The sequence below is a fragment of the Burkholderia sp. E168m15 genome, from assembly GCF_016586105.1.
In the GTDB taxonomy this organism is placed as follows: Bacteria; Pseudomonadota; Gammaproteobacteria; order Burkholderiales; family Burkholderiaceae; genus Burkholderia; species Burkholderia orbicola.
Genome location: NZ_BCPO01000001.1, coordinates 1 through 20,456, shown reverse-complemented (window position 1 = coordinate 20,456; position 20,456 = coordinate 1). Strand labels below are relative to the sequence as shown.

The following is a 20,456-nucleotide window of genomic DNA, read 5'->3' as shown; positions in this document are numbered from 1 at the left end:
GAACGCCGTCATGAAACTTTTGCTGGTCGAAGACAACGCCGAGCTCGCGCACTGGATCGTGAACCTGCTGCGCGGCGAGGATTTCGCGGTCGACTGCGTCGGCGACGGCGAGCGGGCCGACACGGTGCTCAAGACCGAACGCTACGACGCGGTGCTGCTCGACATGCGGCTGCCCGGCATCAGCGGCAAGGAAGTGCTCGCGCGGCTGCGGCGCCGCAACGACAACGTGCCGGTGCTGATGCTGACCGCGCACGGCTCGGTCGACGACAAGGTCGACTGCTTCGGCGCGGGCGCTGACGACTACGTCGTGAAGCCGTTCGAGTCGCGCGAACTGGTGGCGCGCATCCGCGCGCTGATCCGCCGGCAGGCCGGCGTCGGCACGACGCAGCTCGTGTGCGGCGACCTCGTCTATGCGTTCGGCACGCGCGAATTCCGCTGCGGCGACGCCGTGCTCGCGCTGCGGCGCCGCGAGCATGCGATCCTCGAAACCCTGATGCTGCAGCAGAACAAGACGGTATCGAAGGCGCGGCTGATGGACAGCGTGTTCGCGCTCGACGACGAGCCGAGCGCCGACGCGATCGACATCTACATTCACCGGCTGCGCAAGCATCTCGCCGGCAGCACGGCCGAGATCATCACGCTGCGCGGGCTCGGCTACATCCTGCGGATGAAGAGCGCGCACGGTTGACGCGGCGCGCTTCCCGCTTTCCACACATCAATTCGTAGCACGAATCATCATTGAAGCCTGCCGGACGTCCGGCAGGATCGCTTCCGCACGCGTGCCCGATCCACGATCATTGCGCGTTCGGTGTTTTCACCGATCCGATTCTTTCCTCCGGGAAAGCGTCGTGAAGGATTGCACCCTCTACGATGCTACGCGTCGGCCCGCTCGCTGTGGCCGGCAAGCGTCGGCATACATTACGTACTGCCAACGACCGGATTTCAATGCGGCAGTTCGGAGGAGACGATCTTGAAACGAAAAACCCTTGCCCTTTCCATCGCGGCGGCGGGCCTGTGCGCCGGCCACGCGCATGCGCAGTCGAGCGTGCAGCTCTACGGCCTGATGGACCTGAGCTTTCCGACCTACCGGACCCACGCCGATGCGAACGGCAAACACGTGATCGGGATGGGCAACGAAGGCGAACCGTGGTTCAGCGGCAGCCGCTGGGGCCTGCGCGGCGCCGAAGACATCGGCGGCGGCACGAAGATCATCTTCCGCCTCGAAAGCGAATTCGTGGTCGCGAACGGCCAGATGGAAGACGAAGGCCAGATCTTCGACCGCGACGCGTGGGTCGGCGTCGAGGACGAGCGCTTCGGCAAGCTGACGGCCGGCTTCCAGAACACGATCGCGCGCGATGCGGCGACGATCTACGGCGACGCGTACGGCTCCGCGAGACTGTCGACCGAGGAAGGCGGCTGGACCAACTCGAACAACTTCAAGCAGATGATCTTCTACGCGGCCGGCCCGACCGGCACGCGCTACAACAACGGCGTCGCGTGGAAGAAGCTGTTCAGCAACGGCATCTTCGCGAGCGCCGGTTACCAGTTCAGCAACTCGACCTCGTTCGCGACCGGCTCCGCGTACCAGGCCGCGCTCGGCTACAACGGCGGGCCGTTCAACGTGTCGGGCTTCTACAACCACGTGAACCACAACGGCTTCCGGAACCAGACGTTCTCGGTCGGCGGCAACTACACGTTCGACATCGTGCGGCTGAATGCCGGCTACTTCCGCTACAACGGCGACCAGGGCGCGCTCGGCCAGCGTCACGACGATTCGTGGACGGTGTCGATGAAGATCGCGCCGAAGGGCGCGCTCGACTACGAGCTCGGCTACCAGCAGATGCGCATCAAGAACGCCGCGAACAACGCGGACGGCTTCACGCCGAACGCGAACCTCGGCGCGTTCAGCCTGACCAACGGCGTGGCCAACGGCTTCAAGGAGACGATCTACGGGTCGGTGTTCTACCACCTGAGCAAGCGCACCGAGGTGTACCTGGCCGGCGACTACATGAAGCTGCACGGCGGCTACACGGTGTCGTCGACGTTCGGCGCGAAGAACCAGCTCGAACTGACGTCGGGCATCCGCACGCGTTTCTGATCCCAGGCAGGCATTGGGCGGGGCTCGTCGGGCCCTGCCGCCCCCTCCCTCCGGGATGCTCCATGCAGGCACGCCGGCGCACGACGCCGACCGTGCCCTTTTTTTCATCCCTTGTTCGTCCTTTTCGCGGCCCCGCCGGAGGTCCGCCGCGCGACCGCCGCCCGCCCCGTGCGACAACCGGCCCGAACCCGCTCGCGGCCCGTCCGGCGGGCGATCGCGGCCGATACCCGCCCCCTCGACTCACATCGGCGCTTGACCTGCGCCGACCGACTCGCTAGCGTTTCGGGTTTGCCCGGGCGGCCATTGCCGCCGGTGCCGTGAGCGCGCCCGACGTCCTGGCGCGCGCGGCCGGGCTCCGATGGAAAAGACGATGCAGAAACTCGATGCGGCCAGCCCGCAGGCGATGTCGACGGATTTCACCGCCGACAACGTCGCGCGCCTGAAGGCGCTGTTCCCCGAACTCGTGACCGAAGGCCCGGACGGCGCGTCGGTCGACGTCGACGTGCTGAAGGCGCTGGTCGGCGAGCGCACGGTCGGCGACGCCGACGAGCGCTACGGCTTCCACTGGCACGGCAAGCGCGCCGCGCGCCAGGCCGCGCTCACGCCGTCGACGGGCACGCTGCGGCCCTGCCCCGACGACAGCGTCGCGTGGGACGACACGCGCCATCTCGTGATCGAGGGCGACAACCTCGACGTGATGAAGCTGCTGCACAAGAGCTACGCCGGCAAGGTGAAGCTCGTCTACATCGATCCGCCGTACAACACCGGCAGCGATTTCGTCTATCCGGACGATTTCAGCGACAGCATCCGCCACTACCTGGCGATGACGGGCCAGACCGAAGCCGGCGTGAAGCGCAGCACCAACACCGAGGCGAACGGCCGGTTCCACACCGACTGGCTGAACATGATGTATCCGCGCCTGAAGCTCGCGCACGCGCTGCTGTCCGACGAGGGGCTGATCGCGGTGCACATCGACGAGCACGAAGTGCATGCGCTGGTGCTGATGCTGCGCGAGATCTTCGGCGAGGAAAACGAGCTCGGCGTGGCCGTGTGGGACAAGCGCAACCCGAAGGGCGACGCGCGCGGCGTCGCGTACCAGCACGAATCGCTGGTGCTGTTCGCGCGCAACGCCGAGACGCTGCTCGAACGGGCGCCGCTCAAGCGCCCGAAGCGCAACGCGCAGCGCATGCTCGATGCCGCGCACGACGCGGTGTACCGCAGCGGCAACCCGAAGGACGCGCAGAAGGCGTACCGCGCGTGGATGAAGGCGCAGACCAACCTGTCCGGCGGCGAGGTGATGTACGACCGGCTGTCGCCGGAAGGCCGCGTGTACCGCCTCGTGTCGATGGCGTGGCCGAACAAGAAGAAAGCGCCGGACGAATATTTCACGCCGCTGATCCACCCGGTCACCGGCAAGCCGTGCGCGATGCCGGCGCGCGGCTGGCGCAACCCGCCCGCGACGATGCAGGCGCTGCTCGAGCGCGGCCAGATCGAATTCGGCCCGGATGAAACCACGCAGCCGCAGCGGATCTACTACCTCGACGAGAACATGTACGAGAACGTGCCGTCCGTGCTGCCGTTCGCGGGCTCCGACGACGCGCTCTTGAAGACGCTCGGCATCCCGTTCGACCTGCCGAAGCCGGTCGACTTCGCGGCGGCCGTGATCGGCTGGTGCACGCGCGGCGACGACATCGTGCTCGACTGCTTCGCCGGCTCCGGTTCGACCGGCCACGCGGTGATGCAGGTGAACGCGACCGACGGCGGCGCGCGCCGCTACATCCTCGTGCAACTGCCCGAGGCGCTCGACCGCCGCGACAAGACGCAAACGGCGGCCGCCGATTTCTGCGCGAAGCTGAAAAAGCCGCTGACCCTCGCCGAAATCACGAAGGAACGCCTGCGCCGTGCCGCGCAACAGGTCGCGCGCGACTATCCGGAAAGCTATGGCGACCTCGGTTTTCGCGTATACCGGCTCGACACGACCAACGTGATCGAGTGGGACCCGCGCCGCGACGACTTCGACCATGCCCTCTTCGCGTCCGTCGAACACGTGAAGACCGGCCGCACCGAGGACGACCTGCTTGCCGAACTCACCTTGAAGCTGGGTCTCGACCTGTGCACGCCGGTCGAGCATCACCAGGTGGCCGGCAAGACGGTGCACCTGATCGGCCGCGCGATCGTCGCGTGCTTCGACGCACGCATTTCGCGCGACGACGCGGGCCCGCTCGCCGACGGCATCGTCGACCTGCTCGATGCGAGCGGCGCGTCGCGCGACGTCACGTGCCTGTTCCGCGACAGCGGTTTCGTCGACGACGTCGCGAAGCTCAATCTCGCCGCGCTGCTCGAACAGCACGGCGTGAAGCGCGTGCGGAGCCTGTGATGCGGCTGCATTTCGAAGCGGATCTCGACTACCAGCGCGAGGCGATCGACGCCGTCTGCGACCTGTTTCGCGGCCAGGAATCGTATCGCGGCGACTTCAGCGTGCTCGCGAACGCCGCGCCCGGCACGACGGCCGCCGCGCAAGGCTCGCTCGGCTTCGCGGTATCAGAGCAGGGTGTCGGCAACCGGCTGTCGCTGACCGACGACGCGCTCGCGCGCAATCTCGCCGACGTGCAGTTGCGCGGCGGGCTGCCGCCGTCCGGCCTGCCCGGCTCGCGCGACTTCACCGTCGAGATGGAGACCGGCACCGGCAAGACCTACGTGTACCTGCGCACGATCTTCGAGCTGAACCGCCGCTACGGCTTCACGAAATTCGTGATCGTCGTGCCGTCGATCGCGATCAAGGAAGGCGTGCACAAGACGCTCGCGATCACCGAGGATCACTTCCGCGCGCTGTACGCGGGCGTGCCGTACGACTACTTCCTGTACGACTCCGCGAAGCTCGGCCAGGTGCGCCACTTCGCGGCGAGCGCGGCGATCCAGATCATGGTGATGACGGTCGCCGCGATCAACAAGAAAGAGATCAACAACCTCTACAAGGACAGCGAGAAGACCGGCGGCGAGAAGCCGATCGACCTGATCCGCGCGACGCGGCCGATCGTGATCGTCGACGAGCCGCAAAGCGTCGACGGCGGCCTCGAAGGGCGCGGGCGCGAAGCGCTCGCCGCGATGGCGCCGCTCTGCACGCTGCGCTATTCGGCCACGCACGTCGACCGCCATCACATGGTGTACCGGCTCGACGCGGTCGACGCGTACGAGCGCAAGCTCGTCAAGCAGATCGAGATCGCGTCGGCGATCGTCGAGGATGCGCACAACAAGCCGTACGTGCGGCTCGTCGGCGTGTCGAACCGGCGCGGCGCGATCAGCGCGCGCGTCGAGCTCGACGTCGCGACGGCGGCCGGCGTGAAGCGCCAGATCGTGTCGGCGACCGACGGCGACGATCTCGAACGCCTGACCAAGCGCGCGCTGTACGCGGGGCTGCGGATCGGCGAAGTGCATGCGGTCAAGGGCGCCGAATACGTGGAGCTGCGCCATCCGGAAGGCGAGGCGTTCCTGTCGCTTGGCGAGGCGTTCGGCGACATCGACACGCTGGCGGTGCAGCGCGAGATGATCCGCCGCACGATCCGCGAGCATCTCGACAAGGAGTTGCGCCTGGCCGAGCGCGGCGTGAAGGTGCTGTCGCTGTTCTTCGTCGACTCGGTCGAACGCTATCGCCGCTACGACGAGAACGGCATGCCGGTGAAGGGCGACTACGCGCTGATCTTCGAAGAGGAATATGCGCGCGCGGCCCGTGTGCCGGCCTACCGTGCGCTGTTCGACGGCGTCGACGTCGCGCTGGAAGTCGAGCGTGCGCACAACGGCTACTTCTCGATCGACCGCAAGGGCGGCTGGACCGACACGAGCGAGAGCAGCGCGGCGGCCCGCGAGAACGCGGAGCGCGCGTACGGCCTGATCATGCGCGAGAAGGAAGCGCTGCTGTCGTTCGACACGCCGCTGAAGTTCATCTTCTCGCACTCGGCGCTGAAGGAAGGCTGGGACAACCCGAACGTGTTCCAGATCTGCACGCTGCGCGACATCCAGACCGAACGCGAGCGCCGCCAGACGCTCGGCCGCGGGCTGCGCCTCGCGGTCGATCAGGACGGTGAACGCGTGCGCGACCCGGGCGTCAACACGCTCACCGTGATCGCGACCGAGCGCTACGAGTCGTTCGCGGAAAACCTGCAGAAGGAAATCGAGGCCGATACGGGCATCCGTTTCGGGATCGTCGAGGAACACCAGTTCGCGGCGCTGCCCGTGCAGGAAGACGGCGGCCCCGCGCACGCGCTCGGCATCGAGCTGTCGCGCGTGCTGTGGAACCATCTGCACGAGCAGGGCTACGTCGACGCGCAGGGCAAGGTGCTCGACCGGCTGAAGGATGCGCTGCGCCAGAGCGCGCTCGTGCTGCCGGATGCATTCGAGCGGCTGCGTGCGCCGATCGTCGCGACGCTGCGCAAGCTGTCGGGCCGCTTCGCGGTGCGCAACGCCGACGAGCGCCGCGCGATCGCGTTGCGGCGCGATGCGTCGGGCAAGGCCGTCGTGTTCGGCGAGGATTTCCGCGCGCTGTGGGATCGCATCCGCCATCGCACCGTGTACCGCGTCGAGTTCGACAACGCGAAGCTGGTGCGCGACTGCACGGCCGCGCTGCGCGACGCGCCGGACATCGCACGGGCGCGGCTGCAGTGGCGCAAGGCCGAGATCGACATCGGCAAGGCCGGCATCGAGGCGATCGAGGTGGCCGGCGCCGGCACGGTGCTGCTCGACGAAGGCGAGTTGCCGCTGCCCGACCTGCTCACCGAGCTGCAGGACCGCACGCAGCTCACGCGCCGTTCGCTTGCGACGATCCTCGCCGACAGCGGCCGGCTCGACGATTTCCGCGTGAATCCGCAGCAGTTCATCGCGGTCGCGGCCGATGCGATCAACCGCTGCAAGCGGCTCGCGCTCGTCGCGGGCATCGCGTACCGCAAGCTCGGCGAGCGCCACGTGCATGCGCTCGAATCGTTCGAGAGCGAAGCGCTGACCGGGTACCTGCGCAACCTGCGGCCGGACGCACGCAAGTCGATCCACGAAGCGGTCGTGTGCGAGACGGACGCGGAGCGCGCGTTCGCCGATGCGCTCGAAGCGCACGACGGCGTGAAGCTGTACGCGAAGCTGCCGGCGTGGTTCCGTGTGCAGACGCCGCTCGGCAGCTATCACCCCGACTGGGCCGTGCTCGCGGAACAGGACGGCGGCGAGCGGCTGTACTTCGTCGTCGATACGCCGAATGCCGACGGCCACGTGCCGAGCGAGCACGAGCGCGCGAAGCTCGCGTGCGGCGAAGCGCATTTCCGCGCGCTGGTCGACGGCGACGGCGCGGCGCGCTTCGTGCGGGTCACGCAGGCCGATGCGTTGTTCGAACCTGCGGCGCCGACGGCGGGCGCGGGGCGGTGAGACGAAGGGCGGCGACGAGCCGCCCTTTTTTATCGGCGTGGCCGGGCCTTTACCGATCGTGCCGAGTGCCCGCGGCGCCTGTTGCTCCGGCCGGTTTTCATCCTGTCATTCGCATGAAAGCCATCCGTATTCTCGCGGGCGGGCGACGCAGTTACGGCTGGTTGCAAATCGGGTCGGCATGATGTTTCCGGTCGGCAGCCTCGTTGCGTTTTCACCATGAAAAAAGGGCGCCGAAGCGCCCTTCTCCTGCATTCGCCGGCCGTGCTTACAGCGTGCGGCCAAATGCATTCCGATGCGAATGATGCGTGGACGTCGACGCATGCGCGGTATGGCCATGCGCGTGCGAGTGACCGCGGCCCGGCTGCGTGCCGGCGCGGTCGGCGATCGTGTCGGAACGGTCGGCCGCGCGCGCGAGGCCCTTGTCGCGGTCGCCCGCGTGCATGCCGTTCGAGTTGCTCAGCGCCTGGCCGCTCATGTGACCGCCGGACATCCCGCCCGCGTTGCCGCCCGAGCCGCCAGCGCCATGACCGCCACCGTTGCCCCCGCCATTGCCGCCGGCCGCCGCATGGGCGGACACCGAGCCGAGCGCGAGCAGCGCGGCCGTCAGGACGGACAGATATCGTTGCTGTTTCATCTTGTGCTCCCTGGAGCGCGTTTGTGTGACTGCATTTTATGAACGCGCACAATTCGCGCCGCACGACGTTGTAAATGATCGTAACGACGCGTGCGGCACGCATTCGTCGGATCAATTCGGGACATACATGCACGCGGGAACGGAGCACCGGAGCGACGCGACGGCATCGCCCCGGTGACGAGGTCGCTTACTGCGCCGGCTGCATGCCCTGCGCGGCGGCCCTGTGCTGCGCGGCCTGCTCTTGCGCCTGCTTCTTCGCCATGTGATGGCCGACGATACAGCCGCCGACCGCGCCGACCACCGCGTGGTGCCCCGCGTAGTGGCCGGCCACACCGCCGACCACCGCGCCCTTCATGCAGCCCGCCGCGTGCGCGCTGCCGATCGTTGCGAGCGCAACGACTGCGGCGGCTGCATACCGTCCGATGTGCCGGATGGGATTCATGTGATCACTCTCCTCAGGCCGTCGTGATCAGTGCGCTCGTGAGCCGGTCGCGCTCAGTCCCAACGGCCGCGCCAGCCGCCACCGTCACGCCACGCGCGCTCGCGCCACTCGTGCTCGCGCCATTCACGGCGGCGCCACTCGTGTTCACGCCACTGCCGCGCACGCCAGTCGTCGTCCCGGTAGCCGACCGGCGCGTACATCACCGGCGGAGGCGGCGCCACGTAGACGGGCGCCGGCGCCGTGTAGACGCCCGGCACGCCGATGCCGACCGACAGGTCGACGTGGGCCGACGCGACGCCCGAGGCTGCCAGCGCCGCTACACCGAGAACTGCACCGAGAATAAGTTTCTTGCTCATTTCGCGACTCCCTGCACGTGTCGTGCGTCATGTGACTACGGTTCGGAGTCTAGGCACCGGACGCTGACACAGGTGAAACGGGTATGCGAGACAGGTAACGGACGTTTACGGGTGCCCGCAAAGCCTGATGGAGCAACGAAGAGGCGGCATTCCACACACCGTTGCAGCGATGCATCGGGTCGGTAAAAAGGGGATTTTCGGCACGAAACCGGCGATCGGATCGCACCCGCCGGTGTGCATGGCGAGCGAACCGCCCTCACCTTCGCGGCGCGGGCGGTTCGCAGCAGCGCGCATTACGCGCGGATATCGTCGACGCTGCGCAGCCAGTGGACGCTGAACAGGTTGTCCGCGTCGGTCCACACGGTATCGGGTTCGAACCCGGCGCGGCGTGCGATCGCATGAAAGCCGTCGATCGTGAACTTGTGCGAATTCTCCGTATGGATGCGTTCGCCGGCTTCGAAACGGAACACGTGGCCGCGCACGTGCACGGTCTGCGCGACGTCGCTGACCAGATGCATCTCGATGCGCTGCCGCCCGCGATCGTAGAACGCGCAGTGCGAGAACGCGTCGACGTCGAAATCCGCGCCGAGCTCCGCGTTCGCGCGCACCAGCAGGTTCAGGTTGAACTGCGCGGTCACGCCCTGAGCGTCGTTGTACGCGTGATGCAGCGTGCGCTCGTCCTTCACGAGATCCGCGCCGACCAGCAGGCCGCCGCCGCGCAGCAGCCGCGCCGCGTCGCGCAGGAACGCGTCGGCTTCTGCCGGCGAGAAGTTGCCGATCGTCGAGCCGGGAAAAAAGCCGATGCGCCGCCGCGGCGTCTCGGTCAGCGCGGCCAGTTGCTCGGCCTTCGTGTAGTCGGCCGCGAGCGGCGCGACGTCGAGCCACGGATAGGCCGCCCGCAGCCGCGCGGCCGCGCCGTGCAGGTAATCGGCGGAGATGTCGACCGGCACGTAGCGCGCCGGTGCGTTCGCGTAATTGTTCGCGAATGCGTCGAGCAGCACGCGGATCTTCTCGAGCGAGCCCGCACCGAATTCGACGATGTCCGCATGCGGGCCGACCCGCCGCACGATCTCCGCCGCGCGATCGCGCAGGATGCCGAGCTCGGTGCGCGTCGGGTAGTACTCGGGCAGTTCGCAGATGCGGTCGAACAGCGCGGAGCCGGCCGCATCGTAGAAGTATTTCGGCGGGATGCTGCGCGGCGTGCGCGACAGTCCGTCGATCAGGTCGCGCTCGAACGCGCTCGGCCGCGAATCGCGGGCGGGTTGCAGGCCACCGCTCGTGGCCGTCAGGTCAGACGTCTCGCGCAAGTCGCACTCCCGTGAATTGCCAGCGTGCCGCCGGCGGAAAGAAATTGCGGTACGTCGGCCGTTCGTGTCCGGGCGGCGTCACGATGCTGCTGCCGCGCAGGACCTGCTGGCCGACCATGAACTTGCCGTTGTATTCGGCCGCGACCCCGGCGAGCGGCCGAAAGCCCGGATACGGCTCGTACGACGAACGCGTCCATTGCCAGACGTGCCCCAGCATCTGCCGGATGCCGTCGGCCGCGAACGCGGTTTCCCATTCGAATTCGGTCGGCAGCCGCGCGCCGGCCCATTCCGCATACGCGGCCGCTTCGTAAAAGCTCACGTGGCACACCGGCGCGTCGGGCGCGAGCGGCTCGACGCCATGCAGGCCGAACGTGCGCCGTACGCGCGTGGCGGCCGCATCGTCGTCGTCCGGCATCCAGTACGCGGGCCCTTGCCACCCTTCCCGCTGCACCGTGGCCCAGCCGTCGGACAGCCAGAACTCGGGCCGCGTATAGCCGCCGTCGGCGATGAACGCCGCGAATTCCGCATTCGTCACCAGGCGGTTCGCGATCTCGTACGGCCGCACGAGCGCGGTGTGGCGCGGCCGTTCGTTGTCGAACGAGAACGCATCGCCATCGTGGCCGATCTCGACGAGCCCGCCCGGCTGATGCAGCCAGCGCAACGGGCCGGCGTCGCCCGCGGCGAGCGCGCATCCGGCTTCGTCGCCGGTGCGCGGCCGGAATGCCGGCCGCAGCGGGTTGCACGAGAACGCATGCAGCATGTCGGTGACGATCAGCTCCTGATGCTGCTGCTCGTGATGCAGGCCGAGCACGAGCTCGGGCGCGATCGCGTCGAGCAGTGCCGCGTCGGCGCCGGCCAGCGCGCGCAGCATCGCGTCATCGACGTATTGCCGGTACGCATGCACCTCGTCCAGCGACGGACGCGTGAGCAGCCCGCGCTGCGGCCGCGGATGGCGCGGGCCGAGCGCTTCGTAATAGGAATTGAAGAGGAACTGGAAGGCGTCGTCGAACGGCGCGTAGCCCGGCACGCGGCGCATCAGCACGACGGTTTCGAAGAACCAGGTCGTATGCGCGAGATGCCATTTGGTCGGACTCGCGTCGGGCATCGACTGCACGGCCTGGTCTTCGGCGGACAGCGTCGCGGTCAACGCGATGCTATGGGCGCGCACGTCCTGGTAACGGCGCTGAAGCTGGGATGCAAGGAGGCTCATCGGTTTACCGTTCACGTCGCGATTCGCTGCGTTGCGTTGCCGGAAAAGGGAAAGCCTTGCGCTCGAATGCGCGCGGCTGACGTGCGATTTGCTGCTGCGTCGTCGGGCAGCCGGCGCGCGCGCCGGGCCGCGGATGCGGCGTCACTTCGTCTGCCCGTGCAGAACAGTATGGTCCAGAAATGTGAACGTCGCGAATCGGATTTCCAGTGAAACGAATGTGAAAGAAAAATGAAAGCATGTGTGGTGTGGGCATCGCGCGTGTAACGAACCGTCGACGCCCGTCGTGGCGCGGTTTGGCCCCGGATGCAATGCGCGTGCCCGCGGCTGCGTGCTACTGACGTCCGGTGACAGCCGCCCGGCGTGCGTGAAAGGTCGATGGCGCGCGTTCGTCGAAGGAGCAGCCTTATGCAGCCGATTCGTCAGTCGATATCGCGTCCTTCCTGGCGCCCTGCCTGGCGGCTCTGCCCTTCGCTTTCCGCCGCGCACTTCCCCGTTTCCGAAAAATTTTTCGCGTCGATGTCACACGCGCGGGGTGTTGGCTCGTCATATCAGCGGAACTCACACGAAAGGAGAAGGAACCATGACTGCGAAACTCAATCCGTTTGCCGCCGCCCCCGCGCTGATGAAGAGCTGGATGACCGTGTCGGTCGCCGCGGCCGGGAGCCTCGAGCCGACGCTGATCGAGCTGGTCAAGATCCGCGCGTCGCAGATCAACGCGTGCGCGAACTGCCTTAACATGCACACCGTCGAGGCGCGCGAGCAAGGCGAGACCGAGCAGCGCATCTACCTGCTGTCCGCGTGGCGCGACGCGCCCTGCTACACCGACCGCGAGCGCGCGGCGCTCGGCTGGACCGAGGCGCTCACGCGGCTGTCGGAGGGCCATGCGGCGCACGAAGCGGCCTACGCGGCGCTGAACGACCATTTCAGCGAGGAAGAACAGGTGAAACTCACGGTGATGATCAACGTGATCAACGGCTGGAACCGGCTCGCCGTCGGCTTCGGGCTGTGGGTCGACCCGGCCGACGCGAAGGCCGCCGCCGCGAAGATGGTGGCTTGATGCCGAACCTCGATCCGGCCAGCCGCCGCGCCGAAGAACAAGCCGACGCGGCGGCGAGCTTCGATCCGCTGCGTCGCACGCTGATCCGCGTCGCGTACCGGATGCTCGGTTCCGTCGCGGATGCCGAGGACATGGTGCAGGACGCGTTCATCCGCTGGATGGACGTCGACCGTACCGAGGTGCGCGTGCCCGAGGCGTTCCTGCGCCGCATGGTGATGCGCATGTGCCTCGACCAGTTGAAATCCGCGCGGCACCAGCGCGAGACCTATATCGGCCCGTGGCTGCCCGAGCCGGTCGTCGAGGAAGACGAACCGGACGACGTCACGCTGCCGCTGCTGCTCGCGCTCGAACGGCTCTCGCCGCTCGAACGCGCGGCGTTTCTGCTGCACGACGTGTTCGGCCTCGAATTCGACGAAATCGCCACGACGATCCAGCGCGACCCGGCCGCGTGCCGGCAGCTCGCCGCGCGAGCCCGCACGCACGTGCGCGAGGCGCGACCGCGTTTTCATGTCGAGAAGCAGCGCGGGATCGAACTGGCCGAAGCGTTCTTCGCGGCGTCACGCAGCGGCGACATGCGCACGCTCGGCGCGATGCTCGCCGAGGACGTGAGCCTGCATTCCGATGGCGGCGGCAAGCGCACGGCGGCCGGCAAACCGGTATTCGGCTTCGAGCTCGTGATGCGGGTGCATGCGTACCTGGCCGAGCTGTTTGCGACGCATGCGTCGAAGCTCGTGCGGGCCGGGTTCATCAACGGGCTGCCGGGGTTCGTCACGCTGGAAGCCGACGGTGAGCTGCAGACGACTGCGCTCGAGATCGACGACGGTAAGATCGTCGCGATCTATGTCGTGCGGAATCCTGACAAATTGAAGCATCTGCATTGAAGGCCGCGCGAGCATGCGCCGTGTGCCGTGTAAATGCATGGCGACGGCGCCGTCCGCCCTCTTCTTTCTGCCCTGCGTTTGCCGATCGCCGGCTACCGCGATCAGTACATCGCGCCTCCGGCGTTGCCCATCATGAACAGCAGTACGCCGAGCAGCGGCGTCGCGACGGCGAAACCGGCCGCCGCCAGCCAGTTCGTGCCGCCTTGCGCCTCGAGCAGCGCGAGAAACGATTCGCGAGATGTCGCGTTCGGGCGCAGTTTTTCGATCTGGCGCTCGACGTGCCGCTTGTAGAGGCCGTTCCCGTACCAGCCGAGCGACACCGCGATCGCGATCGTGGCCGGGTCGAGCACGCTCGATTCGAAGTATCCCGGGAAGTACAGCAATTCGACCAGCGTGATGCCGAGCGTGACGGCGAGCACGGCGGCCGCCTGCCAGTACATGCATCGATACGCCAACCAGACCGGGCCGAGGAAGCACGCGGCCCAGTTCCACGACTGCCGGCTCTTGCGCGAGTCGGCGATCGCCCATTTTCGTTCGAACCAGGCGGCGTTCTTGCCGACGTAAGCGGCGATTTCGTCGTTGCTCGCGGACGATGCGGCGGTCGTGGCCTCGGACATGATCGTGTGCTCTCAGTCGCGCGGATCGCGCGTCGTTGTTCTGATGCGATGGAAATCGGGCGACGGGCGAAGCGGCCACGTCGATGCGCAGACGATTCTACGCGCCGTGCAGCGGCAGTTGTGTGGCGGATCGGATGGTCGATGACGATGCGATGCCGGGCCGTGTATCGCGCAACGCATCGACGCTTCATGCGTTGCTTTGCGTTGTTTCGGACCAGAAAAGAAAAACGCCACGCGAAGTTGCCGCGTGGCGTTTGTATGTTTGGCGAGCCGCGTTGCCTGTAGGCAAGTTGTGCTGCCGGACCCCTTCATTTTGTTCGTTGGTAGGCTCGATTGGATTCGAACCAACGACCCCCACCATGTCAAGGTGGTGCTCTAACCAACTGAGCTACGAGCCTAAGAAGCCGCGAATTATAGAGAGGGTTTTGGGGGAGCACAAGCCCCTTCGTGAAAATTTTTTGAATCGACGTGTGTGGTGGGCTGACGATCGATGTTGCCTCGCGATGCCGCGAGCGTGAGCTTCACCCGTTCGCATCACAGCAAAACGCGTCGATGTGATGCGGTGTTATCCACATTGCCCTCTGGATAACCGTCCGGGAAGTCTCTGGATTCACAGTGGAACGATTGAGGATATGTCGGCGCGGCTGTGAATCGACGAAAAGTTGTTCTGTGCTGCCGGCCGCTGTTCACGTCGCGCACCCAGGGTTATGCATTTCGCTTCGCGTTGGGAATTCAGTGCGTTACGGAGGTTATCCACTGTGGGGCACAGCGCTTGTTAACTATCACTACGTATATATACGAACCCTGTTAACACCTTTGGATAAGCACAGTCCGTCGACTGTGATCCGCTCAGGATATGCACTGCGTGCAGCGGCTGGATGAACGAAGCGGAACGCTGTGAAGCACTCGAGCGATGCGTGAGCCGTCATGTCTGTAGAATCGCCGGCATCCAGAATGCAAACGCCCGACGAACGGGTTCGCGGCAAAAAACTGAGAGACACGGCACTTGATCGATTCATTGACTGCGTTGCAGCGCTGGTACGAATCGCGTTGCGATGGCGTGTGGGAACACGCGCACGCCATCGAGATCGCCACGCTCGATAATCCGGGATGGAAGGTAAAGCTCGACGGCGGATCGTTCGGCAAGATGATCGACCTGGCGATCGAGCGCGACGAGTCGGACTGGATATCCGTTCGTGCGACGGGCGCCGAATTTGCCGGCTACGGCGGCGCGGGCAATTTGGCCGAGTTGCTGGCACTCGCGGTCGAGTGGATCAACTGGAGCGCGATGACCGACGAAGGACGAAGCGACCGATGAAGGCACCTGTCAATGAGATGCTGGTGACGGATATTGCCGGCCGTGTTGCGGTCGTCGTGACCGACCTGATGGCTGCCGCCGACGTGCTGATGCAGTTGGGCTTCGCTCGCCAATCCGATCGGTGGGAACGAGCGATCGCACACGATACCGATCGCCAGACGCTCGTTGCCGCGCTTATCGATCTCGATGCGTTGTTTTCCTCGGGCCGCGACTGGAGCCCGCAGGCACTCGTCGAGTATTACCGAGAGATCGGTGTCGTTCGAAGTGGTTACCGTTCGGTTGCATGGCGCGGGCCGTCGCAATACGTGGTCGAACGACATGACTGAATCTCGCGAGGCAACGCGATGACGTACACGGTCCTGATGGTGTCGCGCGGAGAAATCGTGCTGTCCGACGGAAAGCGTACCGTGCGGGTGCCTGGCGAGGCATTGTTGTCCGGCGTGGACAACGGTCCCGCATTCGTCGTCTATGTCGATTCGATGAAGTACGTCGAGCCCCAAGGCGATGGCGAGACGATCGATAACGCCACACGCGAGGCCATGATCTCGGCGATCACCGACTATTTTTTGGCGCGACGTACAACGGTTGATTTCGAATCCTGAGCCAGTCATGACACCCAGGAAAGAGCAGGGTGATGCCAGTGGCGCTTGCAAAGGGAGCAGGTAATGGGACCGATCATGTGCCGCCCGCACGGACCCGATAACGGGATCACGATATCCGCGGGCATTGCCGCGCGCATCCGGCAGTGCGGACAGTTTTCGCCCGGTGATATTCGGAGAACACGATGAGTACGTTGAATTTCGGCACGGTCGACCAGTGTTCGGTCACGCTCAACACAGCGACGCTGCTGGGCCTGAAGGCTGCCTACGAAGACTTTGCGGCGACCGGGCAGGATCTGCATAACTTCGAGATCTGCATCACGGATAAAAGGGCATCCACGGTGGACCCCATGCCAGATGACGATGTCGTCACCATCACGTTCGTGGCAAAGCTGATTCCGGGCATGCGCGGACTGGGCAATGCAAACCGGCTCGGGAAGTCGATCCACTACGTCATCGCGCCGGAAACCGGCGAGATTCTCGGGATAGTCGGGACGAAGTGACCCGAAGCGTAAGCGGCGGTGTGTGGATAACCGGCGCGCGATCCAGTTGAAACCCTGTGCATCCGAGCGGTGAGCGTCCCGGTTTCGATGGGCTCGTCGGCCTGAATGCGTTGCCCGGCAAGGCTTTGCCGACCATGAAAGAGGGCAGCGAACGAATCGGCGGCGACGTCCGGACGTCGAATGCCGTGTGGATATCGTTGACTCGAAGCCACTCGAAACCGGCTGCATTCAACGGGTGAGCGGAGTCGAACCCGGCGAAGACGATCGGTCAATCACCCGGGTTGTGGATATCGATGCCCAAAACAACAAGAAACGCTGTGCATGCCAAAGGTGAGCGAACCCGTCGAAGTCAGCATGCAGCACCATCAGGAGAGGTGTGGATATCCCGTTCCGCGGCGACTCGAAACCCTGTGATTTTAAAGGTGAGGGTGCCGGCGAGGTTTCGGTGTGAATAACAGCCGAGGAAAGTCAGTCGAAACGCTGTGCATTCGAGTGGTGAGCGTGCACCCGTTCAAGCCGGCCGAGCCTCGCCACAAAAGGCGCTGGCGGCCATCGCCGACCACCAGTCGGGCGCGCGCATCCTACCACTTCAAGTCTGCTGATCGAGCACCTGCACGACCGCCTTCTCGCCAAGACTCCCGGCCGGCCCGACCACCGCATAGTTGAGCCCGTTCACCGAGCCATACCGCGCCAGCAGCGCGCCATCCACCCGTTGCCCATTCGGCAGCAGCCGATGTTTCGATTCCGCCGGCCGGAGATAGAAGCTCAACGTCCGTCCCGCGTCATCCTGATAGAGCACCATCGCAGCAGTAGCGCCGCTGTCGGTCGTGAACAACCGCCCACCAACCGGCCTGAACCCCGCCGCGCTCAAATCCGGCAGCTTCGCCGATGCGCCCACGCCTTTGGTGAGCCACCCTTGCAAATCACTCGCACCGGTCGGCCGGTAATCGACCTTGGCCGTCCGATCGACCACCATCATCTGGTAAGCCTTGACCGCATCACTCATCGGCGCGATGGGCGGCGGCGCGTTCCACCCGCGCGCCTGCCATCCGCCGAACGTCCCGAGCCCGACGCAGAACACGAAGGAAGCCGCCATCGCGAACCGCATCCGCGCGCGCTCGGCCCGTCGGCCGCGAATCGCGGCCGGATCCAGCGCAGGGTTATCGGCCGGCATCCGCACGCTCTCCAGCGCGGCCCGCAACCGCTGCGCGTCCTGCTGCCATTGCTTCACCTGTTCCGCGCGCGCCGGATGCAGCGCGAGATAACGCTCGACCGCTGCGCGCGCATCGTCGTCGAGTTGGCCGTCGACATAGGCCTGAAGGTCATGTTCGTTCGGAGGGGTGTTCATTTCTTCATCAGCCGCAAGGAAGGAGCAGGAAGTTCGCCGTCGCTGAGCTGGCGCAGCGCCTGGCGCGCGCGGGAGAGCCGCGACATCACCGTGCCGATCGGCACTTCGAGCAGGTCGGCGACTTCCTGATAGGTGAAGCCTTCGACCGCGACGAGCAGCAGCAGGCTGCGCTGTTCGTCCGAGAGCCGGCCGAACGCTTCGAGCGTCGCGCGCGCCGCGAATTCGCGTTCGGCGGACGGCCAGTGCGCTTCGTCGTCGTCGCGGATGCGGCCGAGCAGCCACGCGTAGCGCTTCGCGCTGCGTTTGCCATCGAGAAATTGCCGGTACAGGATCGTGAACAGCCAGCTGCGCAGCGATGCGTCGTCGCGGCGGCTCGTCCAGCGCGACAGCGCACGCTCGAGCGTCGACTGGACGAGATCGTCGGCCGCGTGCACGTCGCGCGCCAGCCAGAGCGCGAAGCGTCGCAGCCTGGGGATGAGTTCGCGCAATGCTTCGTCGTCGAGGGCGGTGGAGGGCATGGCCGGGCCGGTTGCCGAAAGGGTCGTAGATGCCGCGTAGGACGCCGGCCGGCATCGGTTATTCCCTCCAGCATACGAAAAAAACTGTTCGTGGAATAAAGCGGCGTGGGCGGCGTCCTACGCGCGTTCGACAATGATCTGACGATCGGGAGTGCATTCATGAAGCAATCTTCTTCTTCGCCGCAGCGCGAGCCCGGGCGCGGGTGGTGGCGCTGGGCCGTGATCGGCGGCGCGGTGGCCGGCGTGGCTGCGGCGTTCGGGTATGCCGGCGGGTGGCTCGCGCCGGCGCGTCTGACCCCGCACCGGCTCGTCGACGCGCTGCAGACCAACAGCGGTATCCATCCCGGCTACCGGCGCAATCACGCGAAGGGCGTGTGCGTGACCGGCTACTTCGAAGGCAACGGCGCCGCGAGCGCGTATTCGGTCGCGCCGTTCTTCAAGGCGGTGCGCACGCCGGTGGTCGGGCGCTTCGCGTTGCCGGGCGGGAATCCTTATGCGCCCGACAGCAGCGTGCCGATCCGCAGCCTCGCGCTGAAGCTGACCGCACCGGACGGCCAGCAATGGCGGACGGGGATGAACGCGATGCCGGTGTTTCCCGTCGCGACGCCACAGGCGTTCTACGAGCAGACGCTCGCGACCCAGCCCGATCCGAAGACGGGCAAGCCGGACCCGGCAAAGGTGAAGGCGTTCTTCGGCGCGCATCCGGAAGCGGGCGCGTTCCTGCAATGGGTGAAGGGTGCGAAGCCGAGCGCGAGCTACGTCACCGAAAGCTATTACGGGCTGAACGCGTTCTACTTCGTCGACGCGGCCGGCAAGCGCCAGGCGGTGCGGTGGCGCGTCGTGCCGGAGCAGACGGCGGGCGCCGGCGACGTCGCGACGGCCGCGGACCCGAACGTGCTGCAACAGGACGTGACGCAGCGCATCGCGGCCGGCCCGCAGAAGTGGAAGCTGCTGGTCACGCTGGCGGAGCCCGGCGACCCGGTGGACGACGCGACGAAGATCTGGCCCGCGCAGCGCACGACGATCGATGCGGGCACGCTCGTGCTCGACCGCGTGGAGGCGCAGGACAGCGGCCCGTGCCGCGATGTGAACTACGACCCGACGGTACTGCCGCAGGGGATCCAGGTGTCGGGCGATCCGTTGCTGGCGGCGCGCTCGGCCGCGTATGCGGATTCGTATCTGCGGCGCACGAGTGAAGAGGCCGGCGTGGCAGGCGTGGCGCGAGTGAGTGGGGAGGGAAGGTGATGAAGGCTTCGACGACGTTTAGTTTGCCGGCGCGGGTGCTGCACTGGGTGATGGCCGCGATGATCCTCGCGATGCTGTTCATCGGGGTGGGGATGGTGGCGTCGGTTTCCGGCCGGCACGAGATCCTGGTGGCGATTCACAAGCCGCTGGGCGTGGCCGTACTGGTGCTGGTGTGTGTGCGGATCGTGGTGCGGATGCTGTCGAAGCCGCCGGCGTTGCCCGAGGATCTGCCGTGGTGGCAGAAGGTGGCTGCGCACGGTTCGCATCTCGTGCTGTATGCGCTGATGGTCGCGATGCCGCTGATCGGCTGGGCGATGCTGTCGGCGGGCGGGTATCCGGTGACGCTGGGCGGCGGCGTGCAACTGCCGGCGCTGGTGTCGGCTGATCCGGTGACGTTCGCGTGGCTTCGGGTCGCGCATCGCGTGCTGGCCTATCTCTTCTTCCTGACGTTCCTCGCGCACTTTGCCGCGGCGCTGTATCACGGGCTGATCCGGCGAGACGGCGTGGTGAGGGCGATGGTGGGGCGGTAATCGACGGAAGGTTGCGTGCGATACGGCGGGGCTGCTCAAGGGCGACCGAGGCTGCGCCTGCCGTGTCGCTTATATATGAGCACTGGGAAGGCTCGGCGGACTCCGCCATAGCATGTCAAAAATATTTCACAAAAGGGGTTGCGGAGACCGGGGCGGATGCATAAAATCACGCCTCTTTCGCGCTAACGGAAACGCAGCGCGGGGAAGAAGAGGGAAGCGGTGCTGTTGAAGTCGGTTTTATCGATTCCAGTGCGCGCGAAATTAAACCGCAGTCGTCGCAACGAAGTAGTTAAAAAAGTTGTTGACGAGTTTCAAAAAACGGTTGATAATCTCGCTTCTCTGCTGCTGAAAACGCAGCGCTGCTGAGGGGTTCAGATCTCTCGCAGAAAT

Annotated in this window: 20 protein-coding genes and 1 tRNA gene; 12 read left to right on the top strand and 9 right to left on the bottom strand. The window is 66.0% G+C overall.

The window, feature by feature from the left end:
• Positions 1 to 10: 10 nt before the first annotated feature.
• The 4 genes from JMF86_RS00110 (at position 11) to JMF86_RS00095 (ending at position 7,501) form a co-directional block, all read left to right on the top strand.
• The gene (locus tag JMF86_RS00110) at positions 11 to 688 is read left to right on the top strand and encodes a response regulator (protein ID WP_011544471.1); all 678 of its coding nucleotides are present in this window, start codon (positions 11 to 13) and stop codon (positions 686 to 688) included.
• A 282-nt stretch (positions 689 to 970) separates the two neighbouring features.
• The gene (locus JMF86_RS00105) at positions 971 to 2,098 is read left to right on the top strand and encodes a porin (RefSeq protein ID WP_027812184.1); all 1,128 of its coding nucleotides are present in this window, start codon (positions 971 to 973) and stop codon (positions 2,096 to 2,098) included.
• Between the two features lie 358 nt (positions 2,099 to 2,456).
• Entirely contained in the window at positions 2,457 to 4,475 is a 2,019-nt protein-coding gene (locus JMF86_RS00100) for a site-specific DNA-methyltransferase (protein ID WP_011544473.1), read from the top strand.
• A complete protein-coding gene (locus JMF86_RS00095) occupies positions 4,475 to 7,501 on the top strand; it encodes a type III restriction-modification system endonuclease (RefSeq protein WP_023477395.1) in 3,027 nt (1,008 codons plus the stop codon). The genes JMF86_RS00100 and JMF86_RS00095 overlap by 1 nt, the downstream gene beginning before the upstream one ends.
• A 265-nt stretch (positions 7,502 to 7,766) precedes the next feature.
• Here the strand turns inward: JMF86_RS00095 and JMF86_RS00090 are convergent, their stop codons facing one another.
• From JMF86_RS00090 to egtB, 5 genes are all read right to left on the bottom strand, one after another.
• Complete coding sequence (locus tag JMF86_RS00090; RefSeq protein WP_062884220.1) at positions 7,767 to 8,135, bottom strand: hypothetical protein; 369 nt, start codon at positions 8,133 to 8,135, stop codon at positions 7,767 to 7,769.
• 187 nt (positions 8,136 to 8,322) lie between these two features.
• On the bottom strand, positions 8,323 to 8,577 hold the full coding sequence (locus JMF86_RS00085; RefSeq protein ID WP_201316665.1) for a hypothetical protein: 255 nt from the start codon (positions 8,575 to 8,577) through the stop codon (positions 8,323 to 8,325).
• 53 nt (positions 8,578 to 8,630) lie between these two features.
• Complete coding sequence (locus JMF86_RS00080) at positions 8,631 to 8,933, bottom strand: hypothetical protein (RefSeq protein ID WP_006477218.1); 303 nt, start codon at positions 8,931 to 8,933, stop codon at positions 8,631 to 8,633.
• A gap of 293 nt (positions 8,934 to 9,226) precedes the next feature.
• Positions 9,227 to 10,240, bottom strand: coding sequence for an L-histidine N(alpha)-methyltransferase (gene egtD / locus JMF86_RS00075; protein ID WP_201316664.1), 1,014 nt, complete (start codon positions 10,238 to 10,240; stop codon positions 9,227 to 9,229).
• Complete coding sequence (egtB, locus tag JMF86_RS00070) at positions 10,224 to 11,450, bottom strand: ergothioneine biosynthesis protein EgtB (protein WP_201316663.1); 1,227 nt, start codon at positions 11,448 to 11,450, stop codon at positions 10,224 to 10,226. Before egtB ends, egtD begins: the two co-directional genes overlap by 17 nt.
• 580 nt (positions 11,451 to 12,030) lie before the next feature.
• Here egtB and JMF86_RS00065 point away from each other — a divergent pair.
• Positions 12,031 to 12,507 carry a carboxymuconolactone decarboxylase family protein gene (locus JMF86_RS00065; protein ID WP_201316662.1) on the top strand — a complete coding sequence of 159 codons (477 nt, stop codon included), beginning with the start codon at positions 12,031 to 12,033 and terminating at the stop codon, positions 12,505 to 12,507.
• Positions 12,507 to 13,388: a sigma-70 family RNA polymerase sigma factor gene (locus JMF86_RS00060; RefSeq protein ID WP_201316661.1), complete on the top strand. Its 882-nt coding sequence runs from the start codon at positions 12,507 to 12,509 to the stop codon at positions 13,386 to 13,388. Before JMF86_RS00065 ends, JMF86_RS00060 begins: the two co-directional genes overlap by 1 nt.
• 101 nt (positions 13,389 to 13,489) lie before the next feature.
• Here the strand turns inward: JMF86_RS00060 and JMF86_RS00055 are convergent, their stop codons facing one another.
• Positions 13,490 to 14,005, bottom strand: a complete 516-nt coding sequence (locus JMF86_RS00055; RefSeq protein ID WP_201316660.1) for a DUF2628 domain-containing protein — start codon at positions 14,003 to 14,005, stop codon at positions 13,490 to 13,492.
• A 321-nt stretch (positions 14,006 to 14,326) separates the two neighbouring features.
• Positions 14,327 to 14,403: transfer RNA gene (locus tag JMF86_RS00050), tRNA-Val, on the bottom strand.
• Positions 14,404 to 15,011: 608 nt separating this feature from the next.
• On the opposite strand from JMF86_RS00050, the gene JMF86_RS00045 reads away from it, so the two are divergent.
• From JMF86_RS00045 to JMF86_RS00030, 4 genes are all read left to right on the top strand, one after another.
• Positions 15,012 to 15,323: an Imm53 family immunity protein gene (locus JMF86_RS00045; protein ID WP_006477212.1), complete on the top strand. Its 312-nt coding sequence runs from the start codon at positions 15,012 to 15,014 to the stop codon at positions 15,321 to 15,323.
• Complete coding sequence (locus JMF86_RS00040) at positions 15,320 to 15,649, top strand: hypothetical protein (RefSeq protein WP_201316659.1); 330 nt, start codon at positions 15,320 to 15,322, stop codon at positions 15,647 to 15,649. Before JMF86_RS00045 ends, JMF86_RS00040 begins: the two co-directional genes overlap by 4 nt.
• Before the next feature lie 18 nt (positions 15,650 to 15,667).
• Positions 15,668 to 15,925, top strand: coding sequence for an Imm74 family immunity protein (locus tag JMF86_RS00035; protein WP_201316658.1), 258 nt, complete (start codon positions 15,668 to 15,670; stop codon positions 15,923 to 15,925).
• Between the two features lie 182 nt (positions 15,926 to 16,107).
• Entirely contained in the window at positions 16,108 to 16,425 is a 318-nt protein-coding gene (locus tag JMF86_RS00030; protein WP_201316657.1) for a hypothetical protein, read from the top strand.
• A gap of 589 nt (positions 16,426 to 17,014) precedes the next feature.
• Here the strand turns inward: JMF86_RS00030 and JMF86_RS00025 are convergent.
• Entirely contained in the window at positions 17,015 to 17,773 is a 759-nt protein-coding gene (locus JMF86_RS00025) for an anti-sigma factor (protein WP_201316656.1), read from the bottom strand.
• Entirely contained in the window at positions 17,770 to 18,291 is a 522-nt protein-coding gene (locus tag JMF86_RS00020; protein ID WP_006477208.1) for a sigma-70 family RNA polymerase sigma factor, read from the bottom strand. The genes JMF86_RS00025 and JMF86_RS00020 overlap by 4 nt, the downstream gene beginning before the upstream one ends.
• A gap of 159 nt (positions 18,292 to 18,450) precedes the next feature.
• Between JMF86_RS00020 and JMF86_RS00015 the strand changes: the two genes are divergently transcribed.
• Both JMF86_RS00015 and JMF86_RS00010 read left to right on the top strand, forming a co-directional pair.
• Positions 18,451 to 19,536 (top strand): catalase family peroxidase, encoded by a 1,086-nt coding sequence (locus tag JMF86_RS00015; RefSeq protein WP_201316655.1) that lies wholly within the window; start codon positions 18,451 to 18,453, stop codon positions 19,534 to 19,536.
• Entirely contained in the window at positions 19,536 to 20,066 is a 531-nt protein-coding gene (locus JMF86_RS00010) for a cytochrome b (RefSeq protein ID WP_011544490.1), read from the top strand. Before JMF86_RS00015 ends, JMF86_RS00010 begins: the two co-directional genes overlap by 1 nt.
• Positions 20,067 to 20,456 lie beyond the last annotated feature (390 nt).

Bases quoted from the DNA above. Each gene is read 5' to 3' on its own strand.
- JMF86_RS00060 (WP_201316661.1), top strand. From the start codon at position 12,507: ATGCCGAACCTCGATCCGGCCAGCCGCCGCGCCGAAGAACAAGCCGAC.
- JMF86_RS00085 (WP_201316665.1), bottom strand. From the start codon at position 8,577: ATGAATCCCATCCGGCACATCGGACGGTATGCAGCCGCCGCAGTCGTT.
- JMF86_RS00080 (WP_006477218.1), bottom strand. From the start codon at position 8,933: ATGAGCAAGAAACTTATTCTCGGTGCAGTTCTCGGTGTAGCGGCGCTG.
- JMF86_RS00030 (WP_201316657.1), top strand. From the start codon at position 16,108: ATGAGTACGTTGAATTTCGGCACGGTCGACCAGTGTTCGGTCACGCTC.
- JMF86_RS00100 (WP_011544473.1), top strand. From the start codon at position 2,457: ATGGAAAAGACGATGCAGAAACTCGATGCGGCCAGCCCGCAGGCGATG.
- JMF86_RS00090 (WP_062884220.1), bottom strand. From the start codon at position 8,135: ATGAAACAGCAACGATATCTGTCCGTCCTGACGGCCGCGCTGCTCGCG.
- JMF86_RS00110 (WP_011544471.1), top strand. From the start codon at position 11: ATGAAACTTTTGCTGGTCGAAGACAACGCCGAGCTCGCGCACTGGATC.
- JMF86_RS00020 (WP_006477208.1), bottom strand. From the start codon at position 18,291: ATGCCCTCCACCGCCCTCGACGACGAAGCATTGCGCGAACTCATCCCC.
- JMF86_RS00025 (WP_201316656.1), bottom strand. From the start codon at position 17,773: ATGAACACCCCTCCGAACGAACATGACCTTCAGGCCTATGTCGACGGC.
- JMF86_RS00055 (WP_201316660.1), bottom strand. From the start codon at position 14,005: ATGTCCGAGGCCACGACCGCCGCATCGTCCGCGAGCAACGACGAAATC.
- egtB (WP_201316663.1), bottom strand. From the start codon at position 11,450: ATGAGCCTCCTTGCATCCCAGCTTCAGCGCCGTTACCAGGACGTGCGC.
- JMF86_RS00095 (WP_023477395.1), top strand. From the start codon at position 4,475: ATGCGGCTGCATTTCGAAGCGGATCTCGACTACCAGCGCGAGGCGATC.
- JMF86_RS00065 (WP_201316662.1), top strand. From the start codon at position 12,031: ATGACTGCGAAACTCAATCCGTTTGCCGCCGCCCCCGCGCTGATGAAG.
- JMF86_RS00040 (WP_201316659.1), top strand. From the start codon at position 15,320: ATGAAGGCACCTGTCAATGAGATGCTGGTGACGGATATTGCCGGCCGT.
- JMF86_RS00035 (WP_201316658.1), top strand. From the start codon at position 15,668: ATGACGTACACGGTCCTGATGGTGTCGCGCGGAGAAATCGTGCTGTCC.
- JMF86_RS00015 (WP_201316655.1), top strand. From the start codon at position 18,451: ATGAAGCAATCTTCTTCTTCGCCGCAGCGCGAGCCCGGGCGCGGGTGG.
- JMF86_RS00010 (WP_011544490.1), top strand. From the start codon at position 19,536: ATGAAGGCTTCGACGACGTTTAGTTTGCCGGCGCGGGTGCTGCACTGG.